Here is a 16409-nt window from a genome sequence, read left to right on the forward strand (position 1 = left end):
ATGATTTATTGGTTGTATTTGGCGGTCTTTTTTTTGTTGAGCGCATTAGAGGCTAAAGAAATCGCTATGCAACGATTTGACAAACAAAACCATAAGATTTTTGAAATCCTTGCGGATAAAGTGAGCGCTAAAGACAATGTGATAACCGCATCAGGGAATGCGATCTTATTGAATTATGATGTGTATATTTTAGCGGACAAGGTGCGTTATGATACCAAGACTAAAGAAGCGTTATTAGAGGGGAATATCAAGGTTTATAGGGGCGAGGGTTTGCTCGTTAAAACCGATTATGTGAAATTGAGCTTGAATGAAAAATATGAAATCATTTTCCCCTTTTATGTCCAAGACAGCGTGAGCGGGATTTGGGTGAGCGCGGATATTGCTAGCGGGAAGGATCAAAAATATAAGGTTAAAAACATGAGCGCTTCAGGGTGCAGCATTGATAACCCCATTTGGCATGTCAATGCGACTTCAGGCTCATTCAACATGCAAAAATCGCATTTGTCTATGTGGAATCCTAAGATCTATGTCGGTGATATTCCTGTATTGTATTTGCCCTATATTTTCATGTCCACGAGCAATAAAAGAACTACCGGGTTTTTATATCCTGAGTTTGGCACTTCCAATTTAGACGGCTTTATTTATTTGCAACCCTTTTATTTAGCCCCCAAAAACTCATGGGATATGACCTTTACCCCACAAATCCGCTATAAAAGGGGTTTTGGCTTGAATTTTGAAGCGCGCTACATTAACTCTAAAAACGACAGGTTTTTATTCAATGCGCGCTATTTTAGGAATTACACCCAATACGTCAAACGCTACGATTTGAGGAATCAAAATATCTATGGTTTTGAATTTTTAAGCTCTAGCAGGGACACTTTACAAAAATACTTCCATCTTAAGTCTAATATTGACAACGGGCATTACATTGACTTTTTATACATGAACGATTTGGACTATGTGCGTTTTGAAAAGGTTAATAAGCGTATCACAGACGCCACGCACATGTCTAGGGCGAATTATTACTTGCAAACAGAAAACAATTATTACGGCTTGAATATCAAGTATTTTTTAAACCTGAATAAAATCAACAATAACCGCACCTTCCAATCTGTCCCTAATTTGCAATACCATAAATATTTAAATTCTTTGTATTTTAAAAATTTGTTGTATTCGGTGGATTATCAGTTTAGAAACACCGCAAGAGAGATCGGCTATGGCTATGTGCAAAACGCTTTGAATGTGCCGGTGGGCTTGCAATTTTCTTTGTTTAAAAAGTATTTATCTTTAGGGCTTTGGAATGATCTCCAACTATCTAATGTGGCTTTAATGCAATCTAAAAATTCTTTCGTGCCTACGATCCCTAATGAATCAAGGGAATTTGGGAACTTTGTGTCTTCAAATTTTTCCATGTATGTCAATACGGATTTAGCCAGAGAATACAACAAGCTTTTCCACACGGTCCAACTAGAAGCGATTTTCAACATCCCTTATTACACCTTTAAAAACGGCTTGTTTTCTCAAAACATGTATGCTTTAAGCGCGCAAGCTCTAAACAGCTACACTTCGCCTTTATTGAGAGATTATGATTATCAAGGGCGTTTGTATGACTCGGTGTGGAATCCTAGCAGTATTTTACCTATCAATGCGAGCAACAAGACGGTGGATTTAACCCTAACGCAATACCTTTATGGCTTAGGGGGGCAAGAGTTATTGTATTTTAAAATATCGCAACTCATCAATCTTGACGATAAAGTTTCGCCCTTTAGAATGCCACTAGAGAGCAAGATCGGGTTTTCGCCCTTAACGGGATTGAATATCTTTGGGAATGTCTTTTATTCGTTTTATCAAAACCGCTTAGAAGAAATCTCTGTGAACGCCAATTACCAACGCAAGTTTTTAAGCTTTAACCTCTCTTATTTTTTAAGGAACAATTTCAGCAGTGGGATTAATAGCATTGTAGAAAATCCTGCGGATTATTTAAAGGCGGGTTTTAGCAACGACTTTGGCTATTTTTCCATGAGCGCGGATGTGGGTTATGATATTAGAAACAATGTGGTTTTAAATTGGAATGTGGGGATTTATAAAAAAATCCGTTGTTTTGGGATTGGCTTTCAATTCGTCAACCAACGACGCCCTATCCTTACTGGCGATCCCAACCAGCCTATAAGAGTGTTTGAAAATAACTATGTTAAGCTAGAATTAGACTTTTCACCGATCACTAAAACCAATGTAACTTACCGCTCTTTACAGCGTAAGTAAAAAAGGAATAGATTTGAATACGGACTTTAGCCATATCACCGATATAGAGGGCATGCGTTTTATCAATGAAGAAGACGCTTTGAACAAATTGATTAATGAAATCCACACGCGCCATATTGATTTAAAAGATTCCATCATGCTCGCTTTGAGTTTTAACGCTTTGTATTTAGCTCACGCTTTAGCGCAAAAATTTGGAGCGACTTATGATATACTTTTTTTAGAACCTATCCTAGCCCCTTTAAACTCAAAGTGTGAAATCGCTTTAGTGAGTGAAAGCATGGATATAGTGATGAATGAAAGCTTGATCAATTCCTTTGACATCACTTTAGACTATGTTTATGGGGAAGCCAAGCGAGCTTATGAAGAAGACATTTTGTCTCACATCTATCAGTATCGCAAAGGCAATGCGATCAAAAGCTTAAAAGATAAAAATATTTTTATCGTAGATAGGGGGATTGAAACCGGTTTTAGAGCAGGGTTAGGCGTGCAAACTTGCTTGAAAAAAGAATGCCAAGACATTTATATTTTAACCCCCATTCTCGCACAAAATGTCGCTCAAGGCTTAGAAAGTTTGTGCGATGGGGTGATTAGCGTGTATCGCCCTGAATGTTTTGTCTCTGTGGAGCATCATTATAAAGAACTCAAGCGATTAAGCAATGAAGAAATTGAAAAATACTTGGGCACCAACAACGCGCCCAATTTAAAAAAGGAACATTAAATATGGATTTTATCACCATCAATTCCAGTAACAAAACCGAAGAGTTCGCTCTCAAACAAGTGGCCAAACAAGCCACCAGCTCTCTTTTATATCGCTTAGGGAAAACCATCATTTTAGCGAGCGTGTGCATAGAAAGAGAGCCTGTGAGTGAAGATTTTCTGCCTTTAGTGGTGCAGTTTTTAGAAAAATCTTATGCAGCCGGAAAGATCCCGGGCGGTTTTGTTAAAAGAGAAGGCAGGGCGCAAGATTTTGAAATCTTAACTTCTAGGCTTATAGACAGGACTTTACGCCCTTTATTCCCTAAAGATTACCGCTACCCTACCCAAATCACTTTAATGGTTTTAAGCCATGATATTGAAAATGACTTGCAGGTTTCTGCTTTAAACGCCGCTTCAGCCGCTCTCTTTTTGGCCCATATCGCTCCCATTAAAAGCGTGAGCGCTTGCAGGATCGCTAGGATTGGTAACGAATTTATCATTAACCCTAACACAAGCCTTTTGAATCAATCCAGTTTGGATTTGTTCGTGTCCGGCACGAAAGAGAGTTTGAACATGATAGAAATGCGATCTTTAGGGCAAAAATTAAACGCTTTAGAAGAGCCTTTAATGCTAAAAGCTTTAGAATTGGCTCAAAAAAGTTTGAAAGAAACTTGCACGCTTTATGAAGAGGTTTTCACGCCCCACCAAAACGAGTTGCTTTTTAAAGAAAGCCAAGGAATAATTTTTAATGAAAGGCTGTTAGATTTATTAAAAAATCAGTATTTTGATGAAATCATCAAAGGCATTGAAAGTTCTGCTTTGAGCGAGCGAGAAAATGTTTTCAATGAAATTGCTAAAAAAATCAGTGAAGCCCACTCAGAATTCAGTTTAGAAGAAATTGAATGGTCTTTAGAAAAAGTGAAAAAAACTGAGATAAGGCGCATGATTATTCAAGATAAAATCCGTCCGGACAAGCGCGCGTTAGAAGAAGTGCGGCCCATTTCAATAGAGAGCAACTTGCTCCCTATGGCGCACAGCTCCATTTTATTCACTAGGGGGCAAACTCAAAGCTTAGTGGTAGGGGTTTTAGGCACGGATAATGACGCTCAAACCCATGAGAGTTTGGAGCATAAAGCCCCCATTAAAGAGCGCTTCATGTTCCATTACAATTTCCCTCCTTTTTGCGTGGGCGAAGCGAGTTCTATTGGCGCGACTTCAAGGCGTGAATTAGGGCATGGGAATTTAGCCAAAAGGGCCTTAGAAACGAGCATTAAAAATAAAGAGCAGGTGATACGATTGGTTTCTGAGATTTTAGAAAGCAATGGTTCAAGCTCAATGGCGAGCGTGTGCGCAGGGTCTTTAGCCCTTTATGCAAGCGGTGTGGAAATTTACGATTTAGTCGCTGGGGTGGCTATGGGCATGGTGAGCGAAGGGCAAGATCACGCCATTTTAAGCGATATTAGCGGATTAGAAGATGCAGAAGGCGATATGGACTTTAAGATTGCTGGGAATTTAGAAGGCATTACGGCTATGCAAATGGATACCAAAATGAGCGGTATCCAACTAGAGGTTTTATACCAAGCCTTACTCCAAGCTAAAAGAGCACGGAAACATATTTTAAAAATCATGCATGAAGCGAAAGAAAAGATTGTGATCAATTTTTCCCATTTGCCTACAACTGAAATTTTTAATGTCGCGCCCGATAAAATTGTAGAAATTATCGGTCAAGGGGGGCGTGTGATTAAAGAGATAGTGGAAAAATTTGAGGTTAAAATTGATTTGAATAAACCAAGCGGTGAAGTGAAAATCATGGGGAATAAAGAGCGTGTTTTAAAGACTAAGGAATTTATTTTAAACTACTTGCATTCTTTAGATCAAGAATTGGAGCAATACGCTATTGATGAGGTGCTAGAAGCTCAAGTGAAGAGAATCGTGGATTTTGGGGCGTTTTTAAGCTTGCCTAAGGGGGGCGAAGGCTTGTTAAGAAAACAAAACATGGACAGGTGTCAAGTGGTTTTAAAAGAAGGCGATAATATCAAATGTAGGGTGATTAGTTTCAATAAGGGTAAAATCGCTTTGGATTTGGCTTAAAATTTTAAAAAGCGTTTTTTAAAAGCATTTTTAAGCTAGTTTGTATTAAAATAAATTCTTGCTTGTATTTTTGAAAGTAGAGGAACGATTCGAAATGAAAATCAAGCCCAATTTTTGAAACGGAGTGCGAAAATGAAATTTTTAGCGTTATTTTTTCTGGCTTTAGCGGGCGTTGCTTTCGCTCATGATGGTGGAATGGGTGGGATGGATATGATTAAATCTTATTCTATCTTAGGGGCGATGATCGGTTTAGGGATTGCCGCTTTTGGTGGGGCGATCGGCATGGGGAATGCGGCCGCAGCGACCATTACAGGCACAGCGAGAAACCCAGGAGTGGGCGGTAAATTGCTCACAACCATGTTCGTGGCCATGGCGATGATTGAAGCGCAAGTGATTTATACTCTAGTGTTTGCTATTATCGCTATTTATAGTAACCCATTCTTAAGTTAAGGGTTTTGATAAGCTAAATTATTGCTTAAAAAGCATGATTTAGCTATAATATTTGTTTTAAATTTTTAGCACTGGTGGTGGAATTGGTAGACACGCCATCTTGAGGGGGTGGTGGGAGCAATCTCGTGCGAGTTCGAGTCTCGCCCAGTGCACCATTAAGTTTCTTTAAGGAATAAGTGGGTATAATCTCACTCTTTGTTCTATAACGCCGAAGTGGTGGAATTGGTAGACACGCTAGACTCAAAATCTGGTGGGAGCAATCCCGTGTCGGTTCGAGTCCGACCTTCGGCACCACTACTAATAATTTTTTTCAATCTGCTTTTTATTTTTTCGTTTAAAATAGTTTTATCCCAAATAAATGCCAAATTAATGATGGATTAGCGGGTTTTTTTAAGCCTTTTTAAAGGGTTGTTTAAGAGAATTTAAAAGAATTAAAAGAGAGAGCGTTTTACTCTATTGATTTTACTCCATTAAAAGGAGTATGAGTTTAGGTATAATGGCAAGAAAAATTTGCATCAAGTTTTATTGGAATGGATGAGAAAAATCTGCTTAAGTCATGTTGATCCAAATATATTTTAACCGGAGACTCTGTCATGCTAGATCTGTCTTATAGCCTGGAGCGTGTCTTGCAAGAAGACCCGGCAGCTAGGAATAAGTGGGAGGTGCTCTTGCTTTATCCGGGCATTCATGCGCTACTTTGTTACCGCCTAGCGCATGCGTTGCACAAGCGGAGGTTTTACTTCATTGCGCGCGCACTTTCTCAGTTAGCGCGTTTTATCACTGGGATAGAAATCCACCCGGGTGCTAAGATTGGGAGAGGGCTTTTTATTGATCATGGCATGGGTGTGGTGATTGGCGAGACCACAGAGATTGGAGATGATGTTACCATTTATCATGGCGTAACTCTAGGGGGCACGGGCAAGTTTAAGGGCAAGCGCCACCCTACTTTAGGCAACCGAGTGGTAGTGGGGGCAGGGGCTAAGGTCTTGGGCGCGATTTATGTGGGCGATGATGTGAGGATTGGGGCTAATGCGGTGGTGCTTTCAGATTTACCCACGGGTTCTACGGCTGTAGGCGCTAAAGCTAAAACCATCACAAAGGATCGTTAATTTTAAATAAGAGGTTGGAGTTTGCGCCATGCGGGCTATTTTGAGGTAAATTGATGAGAATTTTTTATAGAGAGGCTTTTTAAAATGAGTGAAAGTAAAAAAGAATTATTTTTGGAACTTGCACAACCTGATAAAAACGGGGTGATCCGTTGGGTAAGCGTTAGAGAATTTATAGGAAAATATCAAGGATTGCAACTAGGTAATGGGGGGAGTTGGTGTAGGAATAACTCATCTTTGGCTAAAGAATTTAAATTAGAATTTGATAAAGGGCAAACTCTAGGAAATTCTATTGATAGAATACGCTTGAATGGCTATAATACCAGATGTGTTTTTAACCAAAGTATCCGTCAAGACATTAAAAATTACTATAGTCAACAATGTTGCGCGATGTGCGGTGTGCGTGGCAACTCTGAAAACACTCAAATAGAAGTGGATCATAAAGACGGCCGCAAGGATGATTTAAGAGTTTCTGATTCAAACACACAGACTTTTGATGATTTCCAAGCTTTATGCAAAGCTTGTAACGACAAGAAACGCCAGATTTGTAAAAAATGCAAAGAAAGTGGCTATAGATTTGATGCAACAAAAATTCCTGGCAATTATTATTCTTTCTATGAGAGGGAGGCTGAATATGATGGTTGTGTGGGCTGTTATCAATATGACCCCATACAATACAGGAAAACTTGTAATGATAGGATATACAATGAAGGGCATCAAAAAGGCTATTATGAGGGGTATCAAAATGGATACCATCAAAAAACTACTTTATAGCGGTTGCAATGAACTACATCGGCTCTAAATACAAGCTCATTCCCTTTATTAAAGAAAATATCCATGCGGTTGCGGGCAATGATCTCTCTGGTGCGGTTTTTTGTGATCTATTCGCTGGGACAGGCATTGTGGGGCGCGCGTTTAAGAGCGTTGCAAAAAAGATCATCTCTAATGATTTGGAGTATTATAGCTTTGTTTTGAATCAAAATTATATTGCAAACATTCAAGAGATCCCTAACAAACAAGAGCTTATTGATGAGCTTAATAGCGTTGCTTTAAAAAAGGGCTTTATCTATTCGCATTATTCTTTAGGGGGGAGTTCAAGGCAGTATTTTAGCGAAACAAACGCTCAAAAAATTGATGCGATGCGCTTGAAAATTGAAGGGCTTAAGCGTTCTCAAAATATTGATAGCCATGCGTATTATTTTTTGCTCGCATCGTTATTGGAGAGCGCGGACAAGGTGGCTAACACCGCTTCAGTGTATGGGGCTTTTTTAAAACACCTTAAAAAAAGCGCTCAAAAAGAACTCATCTTAGAAGGCGCTCATTTTGATTTGAGTTTAAACGCTAATGAAGTGTATCAGCAGGATTCTAGCGATTTGATTGAAAAGATTTCAGGGGATATTTTGTATTTAGACCCCCCTTATAATGCAAGACAATACGGGGCGAATTACCATTTGCTAAACACGATCGCTGCTTATACGCCCTTTATCCCAAAAGGTAAAACCGGCTTGCCCCATTACCAGAAATCATCGTTTTGCTCTCGCGCTAAAATCTTAAACGCCTTTGAAAACTTGATCAAAAAAGCGCGATTCAAATACATTTTTTTAAGCTATAACAATGAAGGGCTTATGAATGAAATAGAGATTAGAAATATCTTAAAAAAATACGGCGCTTACTCTTTAGCCACCAAAACCTACATGCGCTTTAAAGCGGACAACGCGCGCGCCCACAAAGCCACGCACACCAAAGAGTGTTTGCATATTCTTATCAAATAAGAGTCAAGATAGCCTAACCTTAAATGGCAAAAATAATCGCTTAAATACCGCTTGAATAAGGTAAAATGAAGCCAAAATAAGCCTATAAAAAAGGGGAAATCATGGTGCTTGAAGTGGTTCTATGGGATTTTGATGGCGTGATTTTTGACAGCATGCATTTAAAAAATGAAGGGTTTAAGGCGTTGTTTCAAAAGCATGGCAACAAGAATCAAGAGAGTTTGAAGCAATTTGAAGTTTATCATTATCAAAGTGGGGGGATTTCAAGGAATGAAAAAATCCAATATTTTTATAACGAGATTTTAAAAACCCCTATCGCTCAAGAAGAAGTGGGTGCATTAGCCCTAGAGTTTGGTGCTATTATAGAACAAAAGCTTTTTGATAGGGAGCATTTGAATAGCGAAGTGATGGCGTTTATTGATAAGCATTATAAAAACTATATTTTCCATATCGCTTCAGCGGCCTTGCATAGCGAATTGCAAGTGTTGTGCGAGTTTTTAGGGATTACTAAGTATTTTAAGAGCGTTGAAGGGAGTCCGCCCAATAAACCCAAGATTATCGCTAATATCATTCAAAAATACGCCTATAACCCAAGCCGCATGCTAATGATAGGCGATAGCGTCAATGACTATGAAAGCGCTCAAGCTAATAAAGTGGCGTTTTTGGGTTACAACAGCAAGGTTTTGAAAAATTTAGTGGGTCAAAACGGCTATCAAGGGAAGTATTTGGAGAGCTTTAAGGGGTTTGATTTGCAAAACTCCGCAAAAGAGTAAAGCCAGCTTTAGCCAAGATTATCTTTGTGTTGGCTCATGTCAATGATGACTTCACAGCGTTCAATCGTGCTTAAGCGGTGGGCGATAACGATTAGGGTTTTATTTTTAGCGATTTGATAGATTTCATCCATGATTTTACTCTCGGTTTCATTGTCTAGGGCTGAAGTGGCTTCATCTAAAACCAAAATTTCAGGGTTATCGTATAAGGCTCTTGCAATGCCTATGCGCTGTTTTTGACCGCCGCTAAGCTTAGCACCCCCTTCGCCCACTTGGGTTTTAAGGCCCTCATGCTCGCATAAAAAATCATAAATATGAGCCATTTTGCACACCTTAATCAAGCGTTTTTCATCTATAGCGCTCCCAAAAGCGATATTATCCCCCACAGTGCCATCAAAAAGGTAAATATTTTGGGGGATATAGCCTATTTTTTTACGCCATGAGCGCCTGTTTTCATTGGTTAAAAGGGTGTTATCAATAAAAATTTCCCCACTTTTAGGGTAGGTAAGCCCCATAATAATATCCGCCAGCGTGGATTTTCCGCACCCGCTATGGCCTATGAGAGCGACTTTTTGACCTTTTTGAATGGTGAGGTTAAAATTCTTTAAAACCGGATGCTTTGACTTATAAGCGAATGAAATGTTTTGAAGAGTGATTTTTTTATTAAAGTCTAAAGGGACTAAATCCTCTTCAACGATGGTTTTAGTAAGGCTTTTAAACACAATGTTAGTCGCAAGCTGGTTGTAAGCGATTTCATTATATTGATTCAAAACGCCAGTAACAGAAGGGAGCGTGCGATAAAGCGCTAGAGCATACATAGAAATGGTAGGAAGTACCATTTTAGCTTCGCCGTATTTGAATAAAATGTAAGCGACCGCTAAAATCAACAAGCTAAAGCCCACCGTTTCTAATGAATACCTGGGGACTACTTGCAAAGTAGAATAAATAATCTCGGTGTCATGGGCTTTACGGCTATTTTCTCCAAAAAGCTTGTGGGCTTCTTCGTGGTTGTCTTTGAGTTTAGTGATTTTGAAATTGCTGAAAAATTTGGAAAAAACTTTAAGCGTTTGCGCCCTAGATTTTGCCGCTATCTCGCCCTTTTTTTGAATAAGAACGGTGATTTTTTTAGTGATGATAAAAATTTGTATAGAGATGATTAGAGTGAATACAAGCGTTAACTTCCAGTTAGTGATTAATAGCGTGGAATAGAAAAAAACGATCACGGTTAATTCAGTGAGTAGATTCAAAAAAGCGTTAAAGCTCATAAACATGCCATCCGCTTTATTATTGATAATATCTCTTAAAGAATCCAAGTTGTGGTTAAGGTGGGAGAGGTAGTTGCTTTTAATGTGCTGTAAAAAAAGTTGTTGCTTGATTTGATAAGCTTTTTTATTGGAAAAACGCCCTTTCAAATAAGTGAAAGACACCCCATAAAACATCCTGAACAAATAAATCCCCACCAAGCAAAAACTAAAGAAATACATCAGACGAACGGGAGATGAAAAATGGAAAAAATCATAGACCATTTTCCAATCTTTATCGTCTAAAGCCCTACTAGGATCGGAAGCGAGAGTGATAAAAGGCATAAGGAGAGTAAGAGACATCACTTCCACAAAAGAAGAAAAAACAGCCATCAACACAAGCAGGAAAAAAACCATTTTTTCCTTGAAAGTGATGAGCATGTAGATTTGCTTTAAAGAGCGCAAAAAGTATTTTAAAGTAGAAATTTTATGTTTTTTTTTCGCCATAATTTAAGTGTCCATAAATTCTTTTATATGCAATAAGCTTTGAGCTGTGTTAAGCCAAATTGAGCTAGATTATAGCTAAATTTTAACCATGCTCTGTGCCATACGAATAAATTAGCTTTCCGTCATTCTTTCTTGACAAGTCAAGTATAAAACTGCTATAATCCCAAGTCTTTGATTATTTTAGTTGCTGGCTTAGCTCAGTTGGTAGAGCAGCTGCCTTGTAAGCAGCAGGTCGGGGGTTCAAGTCCCTTAGCCAGCTCCAGTTGAAATGTTATTTTGCAAAGTTTTTGGTGAGATACTCAAGTGGCCAACGAGGGCAGACTGTAAATCTGCTGACTATGTCTTCCGTGGTTCGAATCCACGTCTCACCACCATTTTGTTTTTTTAGATGCGGGAATAGCTCAGTTGGCTAGAGCATCAGCCTTCCAAGCTGAGGGTCGCGGGTTCGAGTCCCGTTTCCCGCTCCATTTTTAGGATAACATTTTAGTTTTTGAGACGCCTATATAGCTCAGAGGCAGAGCACTTCCTTGGTAAGGAAGAGGTCGGCGGTTCAATTCCGCTTATAGGCTCCAGTTTATAATCTCTTGAATGGCGATAAGACAAAAATGTCTTAAATTTTGTGGTAGCATTTAGGAATACTTAGGATTTTGTTTAGTATAATTCTAAAATCCATTTCAAAAAATTAAGGAGAAATACAAATGGCAAAAGAAAAGTTTAATAGAACTAAGCCGCATGTTAATATTGGAACCATTGGGCATGTAGACCATGGTAAAACGACTTTGAGTGCAGCGATTTCAGCGGTGCTTTCTTTGAAAGGTCTTGCAGAAATGAAAGACTATGATAATATTGATAACGCCCCTGAAGAAAAAGAAAGAGGGATCACTATCGCTACTTCTCACATTGAATATGAGACTGAAAACAGACACTATGCGCATGTGGATTGCCCAGGACACGCTGACTATGTAAAAAACATGATCACCGGTGCGGCACAAATGGACGGAGCGATTTTGGTTGTTTCTGCAGCTGATGGCCCTATGCCTCAAACCAGAGAGCATATCTTATTGTCTCGTCAAGTAGGCGTGCCTCACATCGTTGTTTTCTTAAACAAACAAGACATGGTGGATGACCAAGAATTGTTAGAGCTTGTAGAAATGGAAGTGCGCGAATTGTTGAGCGCGTATGAATTCCCTGGCGATGACACTCCTATTATAGCGGGTTCAGCTTTGAGAGCTTTAGAAGAAGCAAAGGCTGGTAGTGTGGGTGAATGGGGTGAAAAAGTGCTTAAACTTATGGCTGAAGTGGATGCCTATATCCCTACTCCAGAAAGAGACACTGAAAAAACTTTCTTGATGCCGGTTGAAGATGTGTTCTCTATTGCAGGTAGAGGGACTGTGGTTACAGGCAGGATTGAAAGAGGCGTGGTGAAAGTAGGCGATGAAGTGGAAATCGTTGGTATCAGACCTACACAAAAAACGACTGTAACCGGTGTAGAAATGTTTAGGAAAGAGTTGGAAAAAGGTGAAGCCGGCGATAATGTGGGCGTGCTTTTGAGAGGAACTAAAAAAGAAGAAGTAGAACGCGGTATGGTTCTATGCAAACCAGGTTCTATCACTCCGCACAAGAAGTTTGAGGGAGAAATTTATGTCCTTTCTAAAGAAGAAGGCGGGAGACACACTCCATTCTTCACCAATTACCGCCCGCAATTCTATGTGCGCACGACTGATGTGACTGGCTCTATCACCCTTCCTGAAGGCGTAGAAATGGTTATGCCTGGCGATAATGTGAAAATCACTGTAGAATTGATTAGCCCTGTTGCGTTAGAGTTGGGAACTAAATTTGCGATTCGTGAAGGCGGTAGGACCGTTGGTGCTGGTGTTGTGAGCAATATTATTGAATAATATTAGTAAAAAGAGTTACCATAAAGGGTCATTATGAAAGTTAAAATAGGGTTGAAGTGTTCTGATTGTGAAGACATCAATTACAGCACAACCAAGAACGCTAAAACTAACACTGAAAAACTGGAGCTTAAGAAGTTCTGCCCAAGGGAAAACAAGCACACTCTTCATAAAGAAATCAAATTGAAGAGCTAGCTCTTTCTTTTGTGTTGTGATTTAAAAGGAGGGGAGGTTAGGTCAGTAGCTCCAATGGTAGAGCATCGGTCTCCAAAACCGGTTGTTGGGGGTTCGAGTCCCTCCTGGCCTGCCATCTACTAATTTATTTTATCAAATTTTTGTCTCAATTGGATTGTTTTTGAATTTTTTAATTTTAGTTTAAGCTATTTTGGATAAAATTGAAAATTCTTTTAATGTATAAATGTATTAAGTTTAAGTGAGGGCGAAAAGAAACTATGGATAAATGGCTCATGCAATATAAATTAGCTAGAGAAGAGCTTTCTAAAGTGATATTTCCTATTAAGGAGCAGATACGCAACGCGCTTGTTTCTGTTTTGGTGGTAGTGAGTGCTATCACGCTGTTTTTAGCTTTGTTGGATTTTTCTCTGGGGGCTTTTATCTCTAGTGTTCTATAGGTTGGTGGCTTTAAATAAGGAGAATAATGATGGATTGGTATGCTATACAAACTTATTCAGGGAGCGAGCAGTCCGTTAAGAAAGCGATTGAGAATCTAGCGAACGATCATAATATAAGAGATAGGATACAAGAGATCATTGTGCCTACTGAAGATATTATAGAGGTTTCTAAAAAAAGCAAGACGAAAGTAACGGAACGAAGCCTTTATCCTGGGTATGTTTTTATTAAGGTGGATTTGGATACGGTTTTGTGGCATAAGATACAATCTTTGCCAAGAGTGAGCCGTTTTATTGGAGAAAATAAAAAGCCAACCCCATTGAGTGAAGCGGATATTGGGCATATTTTAGAAAAAATGAATAACCGAGCGGCCCCCAAGCCCAAAATCTTTTTTGAGCAAGGCGAAGTGGTGCGCGTGGTGGAAGGCCCTTTTGCGAACTTTACCGCTACGGTGGAAGAGTATGATGTGGAACACCGCAAGCTCAAGCTCAATGTTTCTATTTTTGGTAGGAACACTCCAATAGAGATTTTGCATTCGCAAGTGGAAAAAATTATATAACTTTTTAAGGAGAAAACATGGCTAAAAAAGTAGTCGGAGAAATCAAACTTCAAATCCCTGCCGGTAAGGCAAACCCTTCACCTCCCGTAGGGCCAGCGTTGGGTCAAAGAGGGGTTAATATCATGGAATTTTGTAAGGCTTTTAATGAGAGAACTAAAGACATGGGGAGTTTTAATATCCCAGTCATCATCACGGTTTATCAAGACAAAAGTTTCACCTTTATCACTAAAAAGCCTCCGGTAACGGATTTGATCAAAAAAGCTTCTGGGGTTGAAAAAGGTTCTGACAACCCGCTTAAAAACAAGATCGCAAAGCTCACCCACAAGCAAGTGGAAGAGATCGCGCAATTGAAAATGGAAGATTTAAACACAAGCACCATGGAAGCGGCCAAAAAAATCGTTATGGGCAGCGCTAGGAGCATGGGCGTAGAAGTTGTGGATTGATTGGGTTTTGTTGGAATTGAAAGAAATTTTTAAGGATTAGAATCGTGGCAAAAAAAGTATTTAAAAGATTGGAAAAACTTTTTTCTAAAATTCAGAACGATAAAGCGTATGGCGTAGAGCAAGGCGTGGAGGTGGTTAAATCCCTCGCTTCAGCCAAATTTGATGAAACCGTGGAAGTAGCGTTAAGACTAGGGGTTGATCCAAGACATGCGGATCAAATGGTGCGCGGTGCGGTGGTGCTTCCTCATGGAACAGGGAAAAAAGTAAGAGTGGCCGTTTTTGCAAAAGACATTAAGCAAGATGAAGCCAAAAACGCTGGGGCTGATGTCGTTGGCGGAGACGATTTGGCTGAAGAAATCAAAAATGGTCGCATTGATTTTGACATGGTGATCGCAACACCCGATATGATGGCGGTTGTCGGTAAAGTGGGTAGGATTTTAGGCCCTAAAGGTTTGATGCCAAACCCCAAAACCGGAACCGTTACGATGGATATTGCTAAAGCGGTTAGTAACGCTAAAAGCGGTCAAGTGAATTTCAGGGTGGATAAAAAGGGCAATATCCATGCCCCTATTGGCAAGGCGAGTTTTCCTGAAGAAAAAATCAAAGAAAACATGCTTGAGTTGGTTAAAACGATCAACCGCTTAAAACCCAGTAGCGCGAAAGGCAAGTATATTAGAAACGCCGCTCTTTCGCTCACCATGTCGCCTTCAGTGAATTTGGACGCGCAAGAATTGATGGATATTAAATAGCGTTAGGAGTTTTTAATCTTAGGCTGAAGATCGTAAGAGCTAAAAAGCTTAAAATTTCTTTTTTAAAAAGATAATCTTGCAGAGGTCTAGTCTAGAAAGGAGGAAAAGATGCAAAAACAACATCAAAGGCAGCATAAAGTAGAGCTAGTCGCTAACTTAAAATCGCAATTTGCAGATGCCAAAGCCCTTTTAATTTGCGATTATAAGGGTCTTAGCGTGAGAAAGTTGGAAGCTTTAAGGAATAAGGCTCGCGCTCAAGGCGTTAAGGTGCAAGTGATTAAGAATACCCTTGCTCATATTGCCATGAAAGAGACCGGCTATTCTGATTTGGATTTGAAAGAAACCAATGTGTTTTTGTGGGGCGATGATCAAATCGCTCTTTCTAAGCTCGTGTTTGACTTCCAAAAAGAGCACAAAGATCACTTTGTGTTGAAAGCGGGCTTGTTTGATAAAGAAAGCGTTAGCGTAGCTCATGTGGAAGCGGTTTCAAAACTCCCAAGCAAAGAAGAGCTTATGGGAATGTTGCTTTCTGTTTGGACGGCTCCGGTGCGTTATTTTGTTACCGGTTTAGACAATTTGCGTAAAGCGAAAGAAGAAAACTAAGAGCCTATGATGGCTTTAATTTAAAAAATTTGAAGGATTGGATTATGGCAATTTCAAAAGAAGAAGTATTAGAATATGTTGGTTCATTGAGCGTTTTAGAGCTTGCTGAATTGGTTAAAATGTTTGAGGAAAAATTTGGCGTGAGCGCGACTCCAACGGTCGTAGCAGGTGCGGCTGTAGCTGGCGGTGCAGTGGCTGAGAGCGAAGAAAAAACCGAATTTAATGTGATTTTAGCCGATAGCGGTGCTGAAAAAATTAAGGTGATTAAAGTGGTTCGTGAAATCACTGGACTTGGCCTGAAAGAAGCTAAAGACGCTACCGAAAAAACCCCTCATGTGCTTAAAGAGGGCGTGAATAAAGAAGAAGCTGAAACCATCAAGAAGAAACTTGAAGAAGTGGGTGCTAAGGTTGAAGTCAAGTAAGACTTAAAAACAGAAAGGCCTTTGCGCCTTTCTCTGATCTAGTGCGGCAGATGATTTTGCTCCATGATTTTGTTTGTGAGCGTGTGGCCTAAAGTGGTTAGTATTGCAGGTGGGTTTAGTATTTTTATCATGGATGGTTCTAAAGTTTAAAGATCCTTTTGCAATGCTTACTTGAATTAATGCATTAAATAACTCAAAATTTTTGATCAAAGGCTT

Annotated in this window: 17 protein-coding genes and 7 tRNA genes; 23 read left to right on the forward strand and 1 reads right to left on the reverse strand. The window is 39.5% G+C overall.

Translation table 11 applies throughout. The features are described 5' to 3' along the window. From EAL49_RS06655 to EAL49_RS06700, 10 genes are all read left to right on the forward strand, one after another. Entirely contained in the window at positions 1-2262 is a 2262-nt protein-coding gene (locus tag EAL49_RS06655) for an LPS-assembly protein LptD (protein ID WP_120829569.1), read from the forward strand. A 13-nt stretch (positions 2263-2275) separates the two neighbouring features. Next, a complete protein-coding gene (locus EAL49_RS06660; RefSeq protein WP_050841785.1) occupies positions 2276-2980 on the forward strand; it encodes a phosphoribosyltransferase in 705 nt (234 codons plus the stop codon). A gap of 2 nt (positions 2981-2982) precedes the next feature. Beyond that, on the forward strand, positions 2983-5049 hold the full coding sequence (locus tag EAL49_RS06665) for a polyribonucleotide nucleotidyltransferase (protein WP_120829570.1): 2067 nt from the start codon (positions 2983-2985) through the stop codon (positions 5047-5049). Positions 5050-5181: 132 nt separating this feature from the next. Then, positions 5182-5499, forward strand: a complete 318-nt coding sequence (locus EAL49_RS06670) for a F0F1 ATP synthase subunit C (protein WP_000669961.1) — start codon at positions 5182-5184, stop codon at positions 5497-5499. 68 nt (positions 5500-5567) lie between these two features. Next, a tRNA-Leu gene (locus EAL49_RS06675) sits at positions 5568-5654 on the forward strand. Positions 5655-5706: 52 nt separating this feature from the next. Next, positions 5707-5793, forward strand: a tRNA-Leu gene (locus EAL49_RS06680). Between the two features lie 299 nt (positions 5794-6092). Then, the gene (cysE, locus tag EAL49_RS06685) at positions 6093-6608 is read left to right on the forward strand and encodes a serine O-acetyltransferase (RefSeq protein WP_000886353.1); all 516 of its coding nucleotides are present in this window, start codon (positions 6093-6095) and stop codon (positions 6606-6608) included. 84 nt (positions 6609-6692) lie between these two features. Next, complete coding sequence (locus EAL49_RS06690) at positions 6693-7379, forward strand: HNH endonuclease (RefSeq protein ID WP_120829571.1); 687 nt, start codon at positions 6693-6695, stop codon at positions 7377-7379. An 8-nt stretch (positions 7380-7387) separates the two neighbouring features. After that, on the forward strand, positions 7388-8377 hold the full coding sequence (locus EAL49_RS06695) for a DNA adenine methylase (RefSeq protein WP_120829572.1): 990 nt from the start codon (positions 7388-7390) through the stop codon (positions 8375-8377). A 101-nt stretch (positions 8378-8478) separates the two neighbouring features. Next, positions 8479-9147: an HAD family hydrolase gene (locus EAL49_RS06700; protein ID WP_120829573.1), complete on the forward strand. Its 669-nt coding sequence runs from the start codon at positions 8479-8481 to the stop codon at positions 9145-9147. 8 nt (positions 9148-9155) lie between these two features. Here the strand turns inward: EAL49_RS06700 and EAL49_RS06705 are convergent, their stop codons facing one another. Continuing rightward, positions 9156-10892 carry an ABC transporter ATP-binding protein/permease gene (locus tag EAL49_RS06705; protein ID WP_097701403.1) on the reverse strand — a complete coding sequence of 579 codons (1737 nt, stop codon included), beginning with the start codon at positions 10890-10892 and terminating at the stop codon, positions 9156-9158. A 186-nt stretch (positions 10893-11078) separates the two neighbouring features. Between EAL49_RS06705 and EAL49_RS06710 the strand changes: the two genes are divergently transcribed. The 13 genes from EAL49_RS06710 (at position 11079) to rplL (ending at position 16193) form a co-directional block, all read left to right on the forward strand. Beyond that, positions 11079-11154 (forward strand) — tRNA-Thr (locus EAL49_RS06710). A gap of 27 nt (positions 11155-11181) precedes the next feature. Next, a tRNA-Tyr gene (locus EAL49_RS06715) sits at positions 11182-11266 on the forward strand. Between the two features lie 16 nt (positions 11267-11282). Beyond that, positions 11283-11359, forward strand: a tRNA-Gly gene (locus EAL49_RS06720). A 30-nt stretch (positions 11360-11389) separates the two neighbouring features. Then, a tRNA-Thr gene (locus EAL49_RS06725) sits at positions 11390-11464 on the forward strand. Positions 11465-11590: 126 nt separating this feature from the next. Continuing rightward, positions 11591-12790 carry an elongation factor Tu gene (tuf, locus tag EAL49_RS06730; RefSeq protein WP_115806868.1) on the forward strand — a complete coding sequence of 400 codons (1200 nt, stop codon included), beginning with the start codon at positions 11591-11593 and terminating at the stop codon, positions 12788-12790. Between the two features lie 33 nt (positions 12791-12823). Continuing rightward, positions 12824-12982 (forward strand): 50S ribosomal protein L33, encoded by a 159-nt coding sequence (rpmG, locus tag EAL49_RS06735; RefSeq protein ID WP_000865159.1) that lies wholly within the window; start codon positions 12824-12826, stop codon positions 12980-12982. Between the two features lie 39 nt (positions 12983-13021). Continuing rightward, positions 13022-13097, forward strand: a tRNA-Trp gene (locus EAL49_RS06740). 142 nt (positions 13098-13239) lie between these two features. Next, positions 13240-13419 (forward strand): preprotein translocase subunit SecE, encoded by a 180-nt coding sequence (secE, locus tag EAL49_RS06745; RefSeq protein ID WP_000362123.1) that lies wholly within the window; start codon positions 13240-13242, stop codon positions 13417-13419. A 29-nt stretch (positions 13420-13448) separates the two neighbouring features. Next, entirely contained in the window at positions 13449-13976 is a 528-nt protein-coding gene (nusG, locus tag EAL49_RS06750) for a transcription termination/antitermination protein NusG (RefSeq protein ID WP_001846772.1), read from the forward strand. A gap of 17 nt (positions 13977-13993) precedes the next feature. Beyond that, on the forward strand, positions 13994-14419 hold the full coding sequence (gene rplK, locus EAL49_RS06755) for a 50S ribosomal protein L11 (protein ID WP_001085997.1): 426 nt from the start codon (positions 13994-13996) through the stop codon (positions 14417-14419). Between the two features lie 44 nt (positions 14420-14463). Next, positions 14464-15168, forward strand: a complete 705-nt coding sequence (gene rplA, locus EAL49_RS06760; protein WP_001085837.1) for a 50S ribosomal protein L1 — start codon at positions 14464-14466, stop codon at positions 15166-15168. 108 nt (positions 15169-15276) lie between these two features. Further along, positions 15277-15771, forward strand: a complete 495-nt coding sequence (rplJ, locus tag EAL49_RS06765) for a 50S ribosomal protein L10 (protein ID WP_120829574.1) — start codon at positions 15277-15279, stop codon at positions 15769-15771. Between the two features lie 44 nt (positions 15772-15815). Further along, positions 15816-16193, forward strand: a complete 378-nt coding sequence (gene rplL / locus EAL49_RS06770; RefSeq protein ID WP_120829575.1) for a 50S ribosomal protein L7/L12 — start codon at positions 15816-15818, stop codon at positions 16191-16193. Positions 16194-16409 lie beyond the last annotated feature (216 nt).

This window comes from Helicobacter pylori, assembly GCF_003637665.1.
GTDB classification, from domain to species: Bacteria; Campylobacterota; Campylobacteria; order Campylobacterales; family Helicobacteraceae; genus Helicobacter; species Helicobacter pylori_CK.